General features: G+C 58.8%; 11 protein-coding genes. 8 read left to right on the top strand and 3 right to left on the bottom strand.

Annotated features, from left to right (window positions below):
• Positions 1-197: 197 nt before the first annotated feature.
• Complete coding sequence (locus LB558_RS04000; RefSeq protein WP_224696326.1) at positions 198-1,574, bottom strand: HlyD family type I secretion periplasmic adaptor subunit; 1,377 nt, start codon at positions 1,572-1,574, stop codon at positions 198-200.
• A complete protein-coding gene (locus tag LB558_RS03995; protein ID WP_224696325.1) occupies positions 1,567-3,318 on the bottom strand; it encodes a type I secretion system permease/ATPase in 1,752 nt (583 codons plus the stop codon). Before LB558_RS03995 ends, LB558_RS04000 begins: the two co-directional genes overlap by 8 nt.
• Before the next feature lie 835 nt (positions 3,319-4,153).
• On the opposite strand from LB558_RS03995, the gene LB558_RS03990 reads away from it, so the two are divergent.
• The 8 genes from LB558_RS03990 (at position 4,154) to LB558_RS03955 (ending at position 16,836) form a co-directional block, all read left to right on the top strand.
• Positions 4,154-5,137 carry an ATP-grasp fold amidoligase family protein gene (locus LB558_RS03990; RefSeq protein ID WP_224696324.1) on the top strand — a complete coding sequence of 328 codons (984 nt, stop codon included), beginning with the start codon at positions 4,154-4,156 and terminating at the stop codon, positions 5,135-5,137.
• A 307-nt stretch (positions 5,138-5,444) separates the two neighbouring features.
• A complete protein-coding gene (locus LB558_RS03985; protein WP_224696323.1) occupies positions 5,445-7,214 on the top strand; it encodes a calcium-binding protein in 1,770 nt (589 codons plus the stop codon).
• Positions 7,215-7,554: 340 nt separating this feature from the next.
• Positions 7,555-8,763, top strand: coding sequence for a glycosyltransferase family 4 protein (locus tag LB558_RS03980; protein WP_224696322.1), 1,209 nt, complete (start codon positions 7,555-7,557; stop codon positions 8,761-8,763).
• The gene (locus LB558_RS03975) at positions 8,760-10,019 is read left to right on the top strand and encodes an O-antigen ligase family protein (RefSeq protein WP_224696321.1); all 1,260 of its coding nucleotides are present in this window, start codon (positions 8,760-8,762) and stop codon (positions 10,017-10,019) included. The genes LB558_RS03980 and LB558_RS03975 overlap by 4 nt, the downstream gene beginning before the upstream one ends.
• On the top strand, positions 10,019-12,016 hold the full coding sequence (gene asnB, locus LB558_RS03970; RefSeq protein WP_224696320.1) for an asparagine synthase (glutamine-hydrolyzing): 1,998 nt from the start codon (positions 10,019-10,021) through the stop codon (positions 12,014-12,016). The genes LB558_RS03975 and asnB overlap by 1 nt, the downstream gene beginning before the upstream one ends.
• A gap of 2 nt (positions 12,017-12,018) precedes the next feature.
• On the top strand, positions 12,019-14,250 hold the full coding sequence (locus LB558_RS03965; protein WP_224696319.1) for a GumC family protein: 2,232 nt from the start codon (positions 12,019-12,021) through the stop codon (positions 14,248-14,250).
• A gap of 181 nt (positions 14,251-14,431) precedes the next feature.
• Complete coding sequence (locus LB558_RS03960; RefSeq protein WP_224696318.1) at positions 14,432-15,799, top strand: lipopolysaccharide biosynthesis protein; 1,368 nt, start codon at positions 14,432-14,434, stop codon at positions 15,797-15,799.
• Positions 15,796-16,836 carry a glycosyltransferase family 2 protein gene (locus LB558_RS03955; protein ID WP_224696317.1) on the top strand — a complete coding sequence of 347 codons (1,041 nt, stop codon included), beginning with the start codon at positions 15,796-15,798 and terminating at the stop codon, positions 16,834-16,836. The genes LB558_RS03960 and LB558_RS03955 overlap by 4 nt, the downstream gene beginning before the upstream one ends.
• An 84-nt stretch (positions 16,837-16,920) precedes the next feature.
• On the opposite strand, the gene LB558_RS03950 is transcribed toward LB558_RS03955, so the two are convergent.
• Positions 16,921-17,445, bottom strand: coding sequence for a helix-turn-helix transcriptional regulator (locus LB558_RS03950; protein ID WP_224696316.1), 525 nt, complete (start codon positions 17,443-17,445; stop codon positions 16,921-16,923).
• Positions 17,446-17,533 lie beyond the last annotated feature (88 nt).

Here is a 17,533-nt window from a genome sequence, read left to right as displayed (position 1 = left end):
AAAACACTGCCAACAGCGGACAAGCTGGCGCGCTATTCGAATGATGCGGTAGCGTCACATAACGCGCATGTTTCCTCCAGCCGGAGGCGCTTCATCCCCGCGTCGCCGGTTAGGCTCGACGGCCGCCCGCCCCCAAAAGCCGTCGGGCCGCCAGAAATCCCGACATCCTATTGGTTACGCCCTCCTCCACCTCGCCATCACTGCGTAAACGCTTTGGACATCTGATCCGCAAAGGGTTTCAACAGATAAGACCAGACATTGCGTTCGTCGGTGCGGATATGAACCTCGGCGGGCATACCTGGCCTCAGCACCTTCGCTTCAGTCAGGCAGTTCGATTTGCTTTCGACCTTGATACGCGCCGAGAAATAGGAAAGCTGACGTTGCGGGTCTTTAATCAGATCTGCCGAGATGTGTTTCACCGACCCTTGGCAGACCGGAGTGGTTCCCACGTCGAACGCCGGAAAACGGATCGATACCGGCTGCCCAGGCCGGACGTCGTCGACCCGCGACGGAGGGATCAGTGCGTCCACCACAAGATCGTCGGCATCAGGTACGATGGTCATAAGCATCTCGCCAGGCGCGATAACGCCGCCGACAGTGTGGACAGCCGATTCCTGTATCGTTCCGGACTGCGGCGCGCGGATCGTTGTTTTGGTCAATTCATCCTGCGCCACAATCCTGCGTTCGTTGAGTTCGGTCTGCTTGGCTTCCGTCTCGCGGAGTTCAGTCGTCACGTCAGTGCGCCTTTGGTCATCCAGCTGCAGCATCTGCAACCCCGTTTCGCTGATGCGCGCCTGGGCTTCAGCTACTGATGCAGCGAGGCGCCCCGATTCTCCCCTGGCCCGGGTCGCATCCAGCTTGATGTTGCTCACCCTCTCCTTGGAGACGAGTTTTTTGGCGTAGAGGGAATCAACGTCGGCGAAATCCTTATTCAGCAGAGCAACCGATTCATCCACAGCGCTCTGTTGCGCTTTAAGCCCGTCGATCTGACGTTCAAGTTGCTGGGATTGGCTTCTCAACTGTGCCTTCTGCCCAGACAAAGCCGAAGCGCGCGTTTCAAAGAGAGCGCGCTCGCCATTGACGAGCGCAGCCAGCTCCGGTTGGTTCATTCGCGCCTTCAGGCCGACCGGCAGCTGCATTTCCGCCAGGCCCGTGCGCTCGGCCTCCAGCCGGGCGAGGCGGACGGTCGCGCGATCGAGATCCTCGCTGATGATTTGCAGGTTCGCGCGAGTCAGCGTGTCATCCAGCCTGACCAGCACGTCGCCGGCTCGTACATGATCTCCGTCCTGCGCGAAGATCCCGCCCACTGTGCCTCCGGTTTGATGCTGGACCTTCTTGACGTTGGTTTCTACCACCACGGTGGCTGGTGCAACCACAGCGCCGGCGATGTTGGTCAACCCCAGCCACAGGCCGCCGCCAAGGACCAGCAGACCTGTGATCACCAAACCGAATATCAGGTTGGCTCGTATACCGTCCGGCAGATCCGGCGAATTCACGGCAGGCTGTTTGCTGCCACGAAGGGTCCGAGCATACGAGGAGAAGGTGACGAATGTTTCGAGCAGAGCCTCATGCATGCCCGGCAACCCCCGGCATCGGCGCCAAAGAAGATGGCCGAGGTGAAACAGGCGGTGAAGGTCGGAGCACGTTCGCCAGGACCTCCTCGCGCGAGCCAAAGGCATGAACCGTTCCATTCGACATAACCAGCACCTGATCGATGTTCGCGAGTGCTGAGGGACGATGCGCAACGACAATGACGATGCCTCCGCGCTGACGCACTGCCCGTATGGCGCCGGCCAGGGCAGCGTCCCCGTCCACGTCGAGGTTCGAGTTCGGTTCGTCGAGCACGACAAGAAACGGCTCGCCGTAAAGAGCTCGGGCGAGGCCCACGAGTTGCCTCTGCCCTGCCGACAGGGCAGCTCCCCCCTCGCCGATGCGGGTCTGAAATCCCTGAGGGAGTTGCATTATCATTTTCTCGACGCCGGCTGCTCTTGCCGCCGCAAGGACGCCTTTCGGATCCGTCTTGCCTCGGAACCTCGAAATGTTGTCTGCTACCGTGCCGTCAAACAACTCCACGTCCTGCGGCATGTAGCCGATATGGGCGCCAAGCTGTTCCGAGTTCCATTGATCGAGAGAGGCGCCGTCCAATCTCACCGAGCCGTGGAGCGGCTTCCACACCCCGACCAACGAACGGGCCAGCGTCGTCTTGCCGGAGCCGCTCGGACCGACGACGGCCATTCCAGCGCCCCTCGACAGGTGGAAGCTTACATTTACAACGGTCGGTCTTGTCAGGCCGGGCGGCGCGACTGTCAGTTGCTCGACGGCAAATCGTGTCTGTGGGCGAGGCAATTCCATCGGGTCGTCCTGACTGCCAAATGCAGTCATGACAGCTGCCAGCTCGCTATAGCTGCGCCGGGCCGAAAGAAAGCCTCTCCAGTTTGCGATCGCCGCGTCAACCGGGGCCAAGGCCCGGCCGAGCAATATGGAAGATGCGATGATCACCCCAGGAGAAGCTTCACCGCCGATGACCAGGTAAGCACCGAGCCCCAGAACGCCGGATTGCAGACCCATGCGAAGCGCCTTCGAGAAGGAACTGGCGCCACCGACGACATCCGAGAGGCGTTCCTGCTGGGCCAGATATGCGCGGCTGACGTCGCTCCAGCGTCGAGCCAGTCGACCAGAAAGCCCCATTGCATGAACGACCTCGGCGTTGCGACGGGCGGCGTCGGCAAGCGCCCGTTGCGACGACAACTCCTCGGAGGCGCGCGCGGCCGGACCACGGCTGAAGACTTCCGCAACCGCCGTCAGGAGGACCACGGCGATCGCGCCGACGGTTGCCAGCAGGCCGAGGGAAGGATGGAGCAAATAAATGATCACCAGGTAAAAAGGGATCCACGGGGCGTCGAAGATGACCGTCGGTCCCGTTCCTGAAAGAAAGCCGCGCAGTCGATCAAGATCGTGCAAAGGCTGCAGACGGCCCGCATCACGCCCGGCCTTGAGCGGCAAGGACAGGGAGATGGAGAACACCTTTTGCTGCAAATTCCTATAGAGCCGGCTGCCGATGCGGACCAGCACGCGAAGCCGCACGAAATCCAGGAGGCCGTAGACCGCATACAGGCCCAGCATACCGATCGTGAATCCCACCAGGGTGGGAACGCTCTGCGACGGCAGAACGCGATCGTAGATCTGCAACATATAGACCGAACCGGTCAGTGCGAGAATGTTTATCACTGCCGAGAACAACGCCACGCCAAGCAGCCCAGGCATGCAGGCGAGAATGGCGGAACGTAGCTCGGGAGAACCGGCCCCCGATGCTTTCATGACCAGCGGTCGTTCGCGCGACACTGCCGCGCCGTTACTTCCGTACGTTGTGATGGCTCAAACCTTTCTTGGTGCGCATAGCAGCCGCTATCCGTCGCCCCCCTATTACGCTTTGCTTACATACGTCGACTTTGAGGAAAATGCAGCGGATTCGTGGCGCGGGACCAGCGCAACGCGACCCGCGGCGTGCACAGGCTGGGGATAACTCCAAAAAAAACGGCAGTTCGCGCTAGTAACGCAGTCCAGAACGGAACACGCAAAACAGGCCTATGTCCTTGCTTCCATACACTTTCAAACACGCCGCGGTCCGCGGCCCAAAATACCTGATACGGAGCAACAACTTAGATCAATCAAACCTTTTATCGTTCTGTATTTTGTATTTGATTTCGTCCTGATTACACCACTCACCTGAGCAGACAAGGGCTTTAACCGAATCAACCAAATGATCTTTGGTTGGCACTCCGTTGCGTAAGATAAGGCCATGGGTGCGCAGTTAAGTCCGGCATCCCGATCGACAAGATCGTCCAGTCCTCCAGACTTCAGCGGCGGCAAGTGGACGACCGTCAGGCCGGCGCGCAGCATGCGTCATTCAAACGGACGAGGACAGTGATCGAGCCTGACCGTATTCTGGGTTTAGCTCATGCGCAGGATGGCGACTGGATAAAGGGCTCGTTCACCTCGGGGCGCGCTGGCCGACGGGCTCGAACCCGCCTCGGCTGCGACGGCTGCCAATCTGCCCAAGAAGCCGGATCGCGCCTTCGCCATCGTCGTTATCAGAGCGGAGGCTGCGTTAGTCTGTGCGTTGGGCTGAATTCGAAACGTAGTGGGGTGTGGCGTGGAAAAGAAGTATCGAAAATTAAGAAGAGCTGTCTGGGAAACGATATATAGGGTCAGCTTGATCACCCCGAATTTTTACGTTCTGAACTACCCCATAGCAGCCGCCGGATTCTTTAACGGAAACAATAGGTTGCCAAGACGGGTTTCCAGCCAATCTGCCACGATAAATGATTTTATCTTTGACAGAATGATACGGAATAGATGGGGTTATCTCGAGAAGATATGCGTTGATAAGCATTACGCCAAGTACATAGTTGGTGGAATCGCGGGCCTAAAAGTCCCAAAGACGATTTCTGTATTCAAGGTAGATAGAAATACAACGGCAGATGATATTCTACTTTGGACCGAGCCTTTCATCGGACGTCATTTCGTGATGAAGCCGACCCATTCCTCCGGAAAAGTGATATTTCTCGACAAGCCGCTCAACAGGAAAACCATAGAGGAATTCTTAAATTTTTCTAAGAGGTCGTATTTCAATATTGGACGAGAGACGCAATATTATAAAATGGAAAAGAAGATAATTATTGAAGATAACATTTCTACCGGAGTAGAATTAAGTGATTACAAATTCTTTTGTGTTCGCGGTAAGGCAGTTTATCTTCAGGTCGACGTCGGTAGATTTGTTGATCATAAGAGAGCTGTTTTTTCTCTTCCGGACTTTAAGCAGATTGATGTTATGTACGGTTATGACATACCAGAAAACGTAGAAAGGCCGGAAAATCTCGAAAAAATGATTGAGATTGCGGAAACGATATCTAGAGATCTTGAGTTTGTCAGGGTTGATTTGTACAGCGTTAATGGGGATATATATTTTGGAGAGATGACCTTTTCTCCATGCGCTGGATCGGATCATATTTCAAACGAGAGTTGGGCCATAGATTTTTTAAATAGGATCAAGGCACAAAGTGTTTCTAAAGCAGCCACGGGTGGCCGCTTCCCGCCGCAAGCGGCACGATCTTTCGATCGCCAAGTCGGCGGCTGAGCTACAAGGTTATGTGCCGAGGCACCTCCATTGGCTTTCCTCTAATTGGGGATAACCCGGTCGGGAAAGGCGGATATTTCCCAATCACGCGGCTCAACAATGAGCCGGATGAGAGGGGGTTATGTTGTTGTTGCGGCACCGTTTTAAAAGACTTCGGTTGGCCGAAGCAGGACATTTCCTGCTGTGCACCAATCCTGTCGGCGATCAAAGATTCTATCCAGCGGGTGTCGTATTTGATTTGGGCCTAATATGCGCCGTCAACTAAGCAGACGTGGGGCATTAACCGAATCAACTAAAGGATTTTTGGATGACACTCCACTACGCGTCCGGTGGATCAGCCGCCGAGATCGCAACCGCCGGATTCAATCTGGCTGATGTTCAATACGTTTCGCAAGTCAATGCTTTACCGGACGGCATGAAAGGCTTGGTTTATCTCGGTGAGCACGACGGAGTAACTTCGTCTTTCATTGATAAAGTCACGCCCTTCATAGGCAATCCGGATGTGTTCGGGTTTTACCTTAGCGACGAGCCTGATCCGACAGGCAAGTGGGGCAGCTACGCAACCGCTGCAAACCTAAAGGCGGAATCCGACTGGATCCATTCTCATTTTCCAGGCGCCAAGACCTTCATCACCATGATGAACCTGGGCACGGATGGCTCCCCGAGCTACATGAACCCGAATGACCCGTCCCACGCCGCTTACAATCCGGCGAATACGGGCATCGATTTCTACGGCATCGGCTATTACCCCATCAATAACACCTCTGCTCCCGACTACACTCATATCGACAAGATGGTAGCGGCTGCCGGTGAAGCGGGCATCCCGATTGACAAGATCGTCCCGCTTTACCAGGCGTTCGGTGGTGGCAACTGGGAAACCAGCGCCGGGGGCAAGTTTGTCATGCCCACCGCTGCCCAGGAGCAGGCCATGATTGATCGTTGGGCCGCACTGGTTCCGTCACCGGCCTTTGACTATACCTATAAATGGGGAACGCAGAATGGCGACACCGCGCTTGAAAGCGCCTCGGAACTGAAAGCCTTTTTCCTTCAGCACAATCTCGAGGGCACCCATGCCCCGGCCTCGCCCCCGGTTAGTGATCCTGTCACCCCGCCGGTCGGTGATCCGGTCGGCACACCGACCACGCCTCCAACTCACGCCGGCCCCCCTGCTCCCGCAGCGCCGGCCCCGTCGGGCAGCGATCATGTTTTCCATGGCACGCGCGGCGCAGACGTTTTTCACGCAACCACGGGCAATGACAAATATCTCGTCAACAATGCTCATGACAAGGTGATGGAAGCGCCAAACGGGGGGTTCGACAAGGTCGCGGCCTCGGTGAGCTACGCTCTTACGGCGGGATCACATGTCGAACAGCTCTCCACCGCCAATTCGGGTGGCAGGGCGTCCATCAACCTGACCGGCAACGAATTCGGTCAAGCCATCTATGGGAATGGCGGCGCCAACAAGATCAATGGTGGTGGTGGCGCCGACAAGATGACCGGATATGGCGGGAATGACACCTATTCCGTCGACAATGCTCACGACAAAGTGGTGGAGCAGAAGGGCGGCGGCATCGATAAAGTCCTCGCTTCTGTGAGTTTCGCCCTATCGGCTGGCTCGCACATCGAGCAACTCGCGACCAGCAAGGCGTCAAGCAAGGCCGCAATCGACCTGACGGGCAATGAGTTCGCTCAGACCGTCAAAGGCAACGCTGGCGCCAACAAGATCGACGGTGGCGGCGGAGCCGACACTTTGACCGGCCGCGGCGGCAGCGATGTCTTCGTTTTCAGCACCGCGCTTGGCGACGGAAATGTCGACAGGATCACCGATTTCAACAAAGCCCAGGACAAGATCCACCTCGATCATTCCATTTTTGCCGGCCTCGATCAGGGTGGCCTCTCGTCGGAGGCTTTCTTCGCCGGCAAAGCTGCGCACGACAGTTCCGACCACATTGTCTACAACAGTGCGACGGGAGCTCTTTCATTCGACAGCGACGGCGTCGGAGGGGCAAACCAGATCCATTTCGCGACCCTCTCTCCACATCTGTCGATTACCGCATCGTCCTTCCTGGTCACCTGAACCAGCCCAACGACGAATGCCTTAAAAAATGTCGGCGAGGCGTTAGCGCCTCGCCGACTTTCGTCTGCACGGTGCCACGCAAATCAAGCGTCGGGAAACTTCTGCGCTCATCGGCCAACCGCGAAAACCCAAGCATCACGTCTTGCTCCAGTTGAGCACCTACCAGTCGCTATCCTTTCCAACATCATGGGTGTCATTCAAACGGACGAGGACAGGAACCTGGCCTCACCATAGCGTGCACTCGGGCGCATGCGCTCAGAGGTGGTGAAACCGGGCGATGGCAGCATCGAGAGCCGATCGGTTCCTCGACTTGACTGCCATGTGCGCGTGGGAGAGGCAGATGAACCCGCATCTGGTCTGCGTGGGAGGCGAGGATCACGCCTTGAGAGTTCCCTTCCTCATCGCGCTGCGAGAGAAGGGCTTTCGCGTTACGGCGGTCTCGAGCGGGTCTCCCGTACCGTTTCTACGGCATGACATTTCGCATCACAGATTCTCCTTCGACCGGTTTGCATCTGGCGGCGGGGAATGGCGGGCCCTCGGAACGATGCGCCGTTTGATTCGGGAGCTTCAGCCTGACATCATCCAGAGTTTCGACACCAAGCCAAATCTGTTGACGCCCCTTTCGGTACGGGGAACCGTCCCGGTCATTCGCACAATCAACGGGCTGGGATGGACGTTCTCATCGCTGGAGCCTCGTGCCTTGGCGTTGCGTCCGGTCTATTGCGCACTGCAATGGCTTGCGTCTTCCTGGACGGCAGCGACCGTTTTCCAAAATCGCGACGACCAACTGTTTTTCGAGCGCTTTCGGCTGATCGGTCGCGGAAGCTCACGACTGATACGCAGTTCCGGAATCGATGTCGATGCGTTCGCAACGGTGCGCCATCTCGGGTCCTCGGCAACGAAGATGCGTAGGGAACTCGGCCTTCAGTCCGCCGAAGTGGTGATCTTCGTCGGCCGCTTGACCCGTCAGAAGGGTGTGGGAACCCTCCTCAAGGCGGTTCCTCGCATCGTGGCCGAAAGACCCGCAGCACGGTTTGTGCTTGTCGGTCCGCGAGAATCCGAAGGCTCATTCGCAATCGACAAGTCGGAGATCGATCGGCACGCACCTCATGTGCTGGCCTTGGGGCCACGGCGCGATGTAGCTGATCTCCTTGGCATGGCCGATGTATTCGCCTTTCCCACGCAGTATCGCGAAGGAGTACCGCGTGTGTTGCTGGAAGCGGGGCTTGCGGGACTGCCAATCGTGGCTTCCAGGATGCCAGGCTGCAGAGACGTCGTTGAAGACGGGTGGAATGGCTATCTGGTCGCACCGCATGATGCCGATGCTCTTGCCTCGCGAACAATCGACTTGCTGTCCGACCGCGCTGCGGCCAAGGCGATGGGCGCCCGTTCCGCTGAACTTGTGCGGGAGCGATTTGCCCTGCCGTTGGTGGTCGATCAGTACTGCGACCTGTACGAAAACACACTCCGCGCGAGGCTTCCGCGACCGCTACCTGCTGTCGCACTTGAGGGCAGCCTCGCAGATCACCGGGGCGGAGCACGTCAATGATCCGGGACGCCTTGCTTGCCCTGGGAGTTGCGATGTCCTATGCGACGCAACTGGGCGTTCCGGGATTGCCGCTCGGCTATGGCGAATTGTTCATCGCGATCTGGATCGTTCTGGCGATTGGACGAATATTCGCTGGGGGTCGTCTCCAGGTCACACCCGCTTTTGTGCAACTGGCGAGCTTCTGGCTGATCTTGTCGCTGGCGTTGGGAATCGGCACGATCGTCGGCTACCTGACCACCGTCCTTTACCTGACCGGGCTGGTACATGACGTGATGGCCTACATGCTGCTGGCCGGCTTCACATGCCTGGCGGCCGCGGAGCCCGACGCCGATCGTCACCTTCGCCGCAGTGCCTGGTGGGTGATTGCCATCGCCAATGGAAGCTTCGTAATTCAGCTGGGACTGGCATTTGGGGTAGCCCACCAGTCCGGCGTCGATCCCTGGTTCTGGGACAGGTTCCGTGGCTGGTCCGAGAACCCGAACCAACTTGCGCTCTATTGCGCGCTTTTTGGCCCCCTGGCTTTGCACCTTGCCACGACCACCCGCAACCCATGGCGCCGCTTGCTCGCATTCTCCAGCCTGATCCTGACCTTTTATGTCGGCCGGCTGACGAAGAGCGACACCTATCTCTACACCAGTATCCTGGGCTGCCTCGTCTTTCTCGGATTGCGGCTTCGTGCATGGATCGCAACGAGCGGTCGCGCCAGCCTGCCCCGTCTGGCAGCAATTGTGCTTTTGGCGGGGTCCCTGCCTCTGGCGCTGGCGATGACGCCGTACGCGCTCACCGAAGAGGCCAGCGTCGCCCATTTTGCCAAGAGCCTTACCAAGGACCAGGGTGGGGAAGCGACACTCGAAACGTTCGAACTCCGGCTCTACCTGTGGCAGGAGGCCGTGGAAAAAGGGTTGAAGTCCGGGTCCCTGGGGTTGGGCCCTGGCCCCCACCTCGAGCGCCCGCCCGTCGCCGACCGTCAATTTCTGCAGCGACCCTTCGAGGCCCATAATACCGTTCTCGACCTTTACCTGCAGGGCGGATTGCTTGCCGTGATGGCATTGGTCTGGATCGTGGGAGCCGCCATGTCGCTTGCCTGGCGAGCGGGATTCGACGCGCTGCTGGTGCTCGGTGCGTCGACGATAATCTTCAGCATGCCTCACCTGATCATCCGCCATCCGATCGTGTGGTTTTCGCTGGCTTTCTGCCTCGTAGCCGGAAATCCGACCGCACTTCGGCGCCGGCTTGCTGAACCGAGGGTGTCCTAATGTGCGGGATCGCGGGAATTCTATTGGCTTCCGACGCCACAGACATAGGGCCGCTCAGAGCGATCGGGCGGATGACCGCATCGCTGCGTCACCGGGGCCCGGATGGCGAAGGGCTCTGGGCCGATCGCGAAGCTGGAATCGCACTGGGCCACAGGCGATTGGCAATTGTCGACCTGTCAGCCGCCGGGCACCAGCCGATGCATTCCGCCAGCGGACGGTACGTGATCACCTTCAACGGTGAGATATACAATTTCCGCGATTTGCGTTGCGAACTCGAGAGTGCGGGCCAAACCTTTCAAGGTGCCAGCGACACTGAAGTTATGCTCAGCGCAATCGAGCATTGGGGGCTTGAGACCTCCCTCAAGCGCTTTGCCGGAATGTTCGTGTTCGCATTGTGGGATCTGAAGACAAGAAGCCTTTATCTGGCCCGCGACAGAATGGGCAAAAAGCCCCTCTATGTTGCTTCGACCCGAGATGCATTGGTTTTCGCCTCTGAGCTGAAGGCGATCAACTCCTTTCCGGGCTTTTCTCCCGACCTTGATCTTGATGCCGCGGCCGCAATGCTTTCAACGGGATGGGTGCCGGACTACCGCTGTATCTGGCGAAGCGTGTTCAAACTGCCACCCGGTTCTGTCCTTTCCGTCACCGCGGCGAATTTTGCCGAAGACCGCAGCGCGGACCGTCTTTCCCAACGCGTTCACCGCTGGTGGTCACTGGCTGACGTTGCTGCCGACGGGCGACGGAACCCCGCCACCGGCACCGACGAAGATCTGGTTGACGAACTGGACAACCGGCTTCGGCTGGCCGTGCGGGAACGCATGATCGCCGACGTCCCTCTAGGCGGCTTCCTGTCGGGGGGGATCGACAGTTCAGCCGTGATCGCCTTGATGCAGGCTCAATCCTGCAAGCCGGTTCGCAGTTTCACGATCTCGTTCGCGGAGGGCGGCTTTGATGAAGCTCCATACGCAGCGGCCGTTGCCCGTCATCTGGGTACCGACCACTCCGAACTTCACCTCTCGCCCAGCGCCGCACGTGACGTCATTCCCGAGTTGCCGCAGGTCTGGGATGAACCCTTCGCCGATGAATCGCAGATACCGACCTTGCTCGTTGCCAGGCTCGCTCGTCAGCACGTCACCGTAGCGCTGTCGGGCGACGGCGGTGACGAATGCTTCGCAGGATACGGCCGCCACTTCATGGCGGAGAGGCTGAAACGACACCTGCGCCTGCCCCGACAAGTGCGCCAAACCTTGGCGGCGGGGGCAGGTTTTTTCGCACGCGCGGGACGTGACGAAGTCGTTGGCAAACTGCCGCTTTCTGCGAGCGCGAGGCACTTTATCCGAAGCGACCGGATGGAACGTCTCGCCCGGCTGCTCACGGCATCGAATGAAGACGAATTGTTTCAGCGGCTGGCGCGGCCACAGGCTGAAAACCTGGGACATCGGCGGCCGACCGAACCAATCCACGGCTATGGCGGTCCGCCGCTTGACGACCTGCTCTCCCGTCTTCTGTGCGATGACATGACGGGCTATTTGCCCGGCGATATCTTGGTGAAGCTGGACCGTGCCACCATGGCCAACAGCCTTGAGGGCCGGTGTCCTCTGCTTGACCACCGCGTTGTCGAATTCTCCTGGCGGCTGCCATCCAACATGAAAGTTCGTGATGGCGCCGGCAAATGGATCCTTCGTCAATTGCTGCGCCGCTATCTCCCGCAGCACCTGATCGAGCGTCCGAAACAGGGCTTCGATGTCCCTATCGCTGCATGGCTACGGGGTCCGCTGCGCAACTGGGCCACCGATCTTCTCGCCGACATGCGAACCGAAAGCAGTGACGTATTGGACCCTGCGAAGATCGACGCCTGCTGGCGCGATCACATTGATGGCCAGAACCGCTCGCGCGAATTGTGGTCCGCGTTGATGTTCCAGGCGTGGCGGAGCCAAGCCAACCGGCAAGCACAGCAAACCGGCCCAACTCATGAACTCGACCTAGCAGGAGTGTAACAATGGTAGGTTCCGCAATCAGCCCGATCCAGCTGCCACGGGTCAATCAACCGCCGGCACCGGTTCTCGAAGGCAGAGTGCACGTGCGGTCATTGCGTGAATATGTCGAGCCGCCCACCGCATCGCGCCAGCTCTTCGTGATTCTGGCAAGGCGAAAATGGTCCATTGTTGCCTTCGCTGTGTTGGGCGGCCTGCTGGCGGGGTTGCTGGGAAGCCTTCGGCCGGTTCTCTACGAGGCAACTACCCAGCTTATCATCGATGCCCCTTCGCGCGGTTCACTGCCCGTCGGCGCCCCGTCTTCGCAGGACCTCGTTGATTCAAGCATAGATGACCACATCACGATGCTATCGTCGCAAGATCACCTGCGCCGCGTCATGGCGGCACTGCGCAAGACAGGTGCGGCGGACACCGGAAAGGACAATTCCGCCACCAAGAATTCCCGGCTTGAGCCGTCTGCCATCCCTCCCCCGAGGACACGCTCACTTGCCGGTGGTCTACTGGACCGGCTGTGGCCAGGAGCGGACGAAACAATCAACGATTCACAAGCCGCGGATGCCTCCGAATTGAGAGCCCTGCGGCGAGGAATGCGGGTCGGGCAGGAGCTGCGATCGAGAGTAATCTCCGTCGCTTTCGCCGATGACAGTCCCGCACGGGCAGCGCTCGTGGCCAACACATTCGCTCAGGTCTATGTCGACAATCTATTAAGGAGAAGGCAGGCATCCGACCAGCAAGAACTCGATGCGATCACCACCAGCCTGCCTAGGCTGCAAAACGATCTTCAAGCAGCGGCCGACCGCCTCGAGAAATATCGGCTGAGCCACGGAGCCATCGACCAAGGCTCGGCGGACAATGCAGCCAGGGAACGGGCTGACCTCAGCCAGCAATTATCGATGTCAAACGCGGATCTGGCCGCTGTGGAAACTCGGCTGCGACATGTTCAGGAGCTTCGAACGCAGGGGGCTTCTTTCGCCTCTGTGGCTGAAGCTATTGGCGGGCCTGAACTTGCCGACCTTGCGGCTCGACAGGCTCGCGCGCCTGCGGATCAGGAACTCAGAAACACGACCGAAAGCAAGATCGAACAAGGCATCGACGAGATTGCTGCGGACGCAAACATTTTCCGTGCCCAGATCGCCACTCTTGAAAGCCGGAAGGCCATTTTGGATGCGGTCATGGCCGACACCGCCAGCCGGCTTTCCGGGTTGCGGGCTCTCGAGCCGCAGGTCAGTTTGCTGACCCAGCGATATAACGAACTTCTTGGCCGGCAACAGGATTTGACGCGGCGTATCGGAGTTCCCTCGGCTGGAATTTCCATCCTATCGGCGGCGTGGCCGCCGACCATCCCGCAGACCTTGCCTGCCATCTTCCTTGTCCCGCCCGGGATGATTGTGTTCGCTATTCTGGGGGCGATTTTCGTCACGATGCGCAATCACTTCGATCGGACTTTCCGCGGCGAGGCCGAGGCGGAAGCGGTGCTCAAGGTTCCATGTATGGGGCAAATTCCCGAAGCAGGCAGGGTGCATGCCAAACGACTGCGAACCCTTGTCCTGGGCGAGCGCAGCTCCGCCTATAGCCGCGCTGTGACGTCGTTGCTGATTGCAGCAGCACCCAATGCGCTGAAGGCTCGTTCGTCGTACACGGCGCTTGTCACCTCCAGCGTGCCGGAGGATGGGGGGACCGAGCTCGCATGGAGTTTGGCGCTGGCTGGCACGCGGATGGGCGGTCGAGTCCTCTTGATCGATCTTGAACGCAAGGGCGTTCAACTCACGCTCGAGTTCCTGCATCAGTTCAGCGAGCGCAAGAACCGCCATTCCTTCGCTGACTATGTCTGTGATCGCAGCAACCTGGAAAATGCCGTGGCCAGTCTGCATGAAATCGGCATCGACGTGATGACCGCTGCTCCGTCGGACGATCTGCTGGCGGTGTTGTCCTGCGAGGATGGGGGCAAAGTGATGGCGGATCTGCACTTGACCTATCGCATCATCATCATAAACCTGCCGTCGGCGCTCGGGCGGCCGGAAGCCAAATTTCTGGCTGGATGGGCTGATGCGGTGCTTTTCGCCGTCCGATGGAGGAAAACGCCACGCACCCTCGCTCGCGGGGTGCTGGAACTCCTTCAGGCGAACGGGTCTCTTGCGACACCTGTCGGCAGCGTCCTCACACAAGTGAACTTGAAAAAACATGCCGGATATCGGCTTGAGGATAGCGCCGACCTCCTGCGCGAGCAAATAGCATGACCAGGCACAGGCTCGTCCTTGGGCTGCGGACGATTAGGCGCGGTTCATCCAGGGAGGCTAGGACGATTCGCGGTGCAGCCTGTCCGCAGAGTGCGTCATTCAGGTGAATGATGGCAAGGTCCGGTGTGCATCGTAGGCTGCGGCAATCCCCGATATTTGCCTCCCTCGGAAGCGCGAACCGATGGCATCAAGCGACCTTCTGAGACCCAAGATGGTTCCCGCGGCCGACACAGCCATCATCGCTGTTCGGCCGAGCACGATCGGTTCGATCATTCGTGCAGCTGGTGAAGTGTCGGCGATGGCAATTGCCGGCCAACTCACCCTTCTTGCTGCAATTCCGGTTTTGGCGCGTCTCTATTCGCCTGCGGATTTCGGCATCTTTACGATTTATCTGTCGATCGTGAACATACTCGCCGGGGTCGCGGCATTGCGCTTCGAGGCGTCACTCTATGGGGTGAAGGGCAGCGCGCAGGCCTATGTGACGGTCAAGCTTATCCTTTTGGCTGTGTTCATGACGACCGTCCTGGCCTTTTCGGTCGGACAGATGCTGTCGCACCTTGCTCCCAATCGCCTCGGCTCGCTCGCCTGGCTCATTCCGATCGGAATGGGAGGCGCAGGTCTGGTCGAGGCCATGAACTGCTGGAGCCTGCGTGCCGGGCTTTTGCGCGACTTTGCCCTGGGGCGGCTGATCCTGCCGGCGAGCATGGCTGCACTGCAATTGGTCTTCGGCATCGCCAACCTCGGCGGCGAAGCGATGATCCATGCGCATATTTTGAGCCAGTTCGTCTTTATCGGGTATATCGGTTATCGGGTGACGAGCTGGGAAGATTTGCGCGGCATCGCCCGGGCACCTTGGCGCGCGGTGTTCGAAAAGGCTCGGCGAGAATACAAATTTCCTCTGTTCGATATCCCCGCAACGCTCGCGAGCATAGCGATCAACAATCTTCCGGCAGTTCTTGTCGGTGGGCTGTTCGGCACCGCATTTGCCGGATATTTGGGCGTAGCAACGCGCCTGGTTACCGGTCCAGTGACGCTGATCGCTTCACCGCTCAGCAATGTTTTTGTCGCCGAAGCAAACCAGAACAACAATCGTGGACACCTGCTTGGTGTGGCACGCGGGCTTCTCCTGCTGGCCGCCGGCTTTACCGCGGTGCCGATATTGCTGCTTGGACTCGCCGCGCCCTATGTGGTCGTTCCGCTCCTGGGCAAGCCTTGGATGCCCACTGCGGAAATCATGACCGCACTGGCGCTGATGGGCGCGGCACAAGCGTTGTCGACTCCGCTTAGCGATGTTCCCGCTCTGTTGCGTCGGCAAGGAACGAGACTGGTCATCGACCTCGCACGAGCGGTTCTCGTGTTTGGCCCGCTGCTCGCCGGCGCCCAGGCGGGCTGGCAGCCAGTCACCGTCATCTATTTCATGGCCGCCGGCGGCGCGGCGGGTTTCGCTCTGAAATTGGCAGCATCGCTGTATCTGTTGACCCACGACCCTCAACCAGCAGGCGCTGCAACGTGCATCCAACATGAATGTCTCGAGGAAAAAACACCATGAATTCGTCGTCGGTTGACAACCTTCAAACGGCAGTTGCGGTCACCCAGCATGACCGCGCCGATGTCTCATGGTCATGCCCTTTTATCTCGGTCGGGATACCAACCTTTCGCCGACCGGATACGATCCGCAGGGCGATCGACAGCGTCCTGGGTCAGGACTACGCCGATTGGGAATTGGTCGTGAGCGACGACGAGGGACCGGAGGGCGAGACCTGGGCTATCGTGACCGACTATGCACGAAGCGAACCTCGCATTCGCATCATCGAAAACAGCCGAGGTCGCGGTCAGGTGGAGAACACCAACAACGCTATGCTGGCTTGCTCCGGACGGTGGATCAAGTTGCTGCATGACGATGACTGGCTTGCGCCAGGTGCACTCAGGACATTCGCCGAAGTTGCCAATCAGCATCCCTCGGTCGCCTTCATGACGTCTGCCGCAAACATAATCGAGGACAAGCGAGTGAGATTTCGCCAAGTCCCCAAGGAGCAGGAACCGATCTCGTTTTATTCCAGCCAGCAGTGCCTGATGGACCTCTATCTGGTGCGCGCGACACGCTGCCTGGGGATCATTCCATCCACATTGTTGATCAACAGCGAGGTCATTCGTGCCGGCTGCTTGATGCGCACGCACAAAGAAATTCCGGCCGGAGTGGATCAACTGTTCTTTGTCGATCTAGCCAGCCATGGGGACATGGTGGCGATAAGCGATCCGCTTACCTTTTACGATGCAACGAACCATCCAAGCATTACCACGTCAAAGAGTTTCCGCGAGGTCGACGAAGTGACCCTCGCCGTCAAGCAGCTTAACTGGAATCTCATCAAGGATCGCAACCATCTCCCGCCTCCCGAGACATTGCTGCGGGCGTTGCGGGTTGCTCGTATTCCCATGAGGTTCCACCAGCAGTCCTGGTTGACCACGTTCCTGGATGGCATTCAGATCTTCCGGCCTTCGGTCATGAAGGTGGCGAGCTGGCACGTGCTCAACCACGTGTTTGCAATCCGCCCGAGATTGGGCCGGGTGCGCACGCGACGGCGGTAAGGTGGGGCTGGGCCAACAAGCACACAGGCGACAGATTGCGCGCGCACAAGCCTCTTGTGCGCGCGCATCGTGCGGGCGTTTACCTTACGGCAAGACGCATATGCGCCCAAGAAGAGCTACCAGTTCCGCCTGGCGCCGTGTATCGGTCTTGGCGAACAGCGACGCCAGCTGCGACCTTATCGTGGTCCGGCTCAAGCGCCGGTTACGGGCTATTTCCAAAGGGGCATCGCCCTGCGCCAAGCGCAGCGCGAGCTGCGTTTCGGCACTGGTCAGGCCAAACATTCTTTGCAGCGTCTGGGGATTTGGCCCGGACCTGTTTTCACGATCCAGCAGCGCCACGATACTTGTCGCGTCAGGCGTTGCTATGCCCTTCTCGTTCAGGATCAAGGGCCTGTCGCCCATGCCGCGGATCACCACCCATGAAAGCGTGCCGGGAAGGAAATTGCCCGGCACGTTTGCGATCAGCCGTCTAAGAGCAACAGACACCTTGCCGGCCGTATCAGCTGCCTCGCCCTCGCGCTCCAAGGTGTTTTGAGCGGCTGAATTCCACTCCATGACCTTCCTGTCGCTGTTCAGGATCAGATAGCCACAACCGATGCGATCAAGCATTCCTACAACAGATGCAAGGCTGCTCTGCCGTGGCTCGACAGCCACGCCGTCGAACCTTTCTGGCGTTTGATGCCAGGTGGAACCATGG

The sequence above is a fragment of the Mesorhizobium sp. CO1-1-8 genome (assembly GCF_020164875.1).
Classification (GTDB): Bacteria; Pseudomonadota; Alphaproteobacteria; order Rhizobiales; family Rhizobiaceae; genus Mesorhizobium.
Note: the sequence above shows the minus strand (reverse complement) of the source record. Positions and strands in the feature narration are given on the sequence as shown.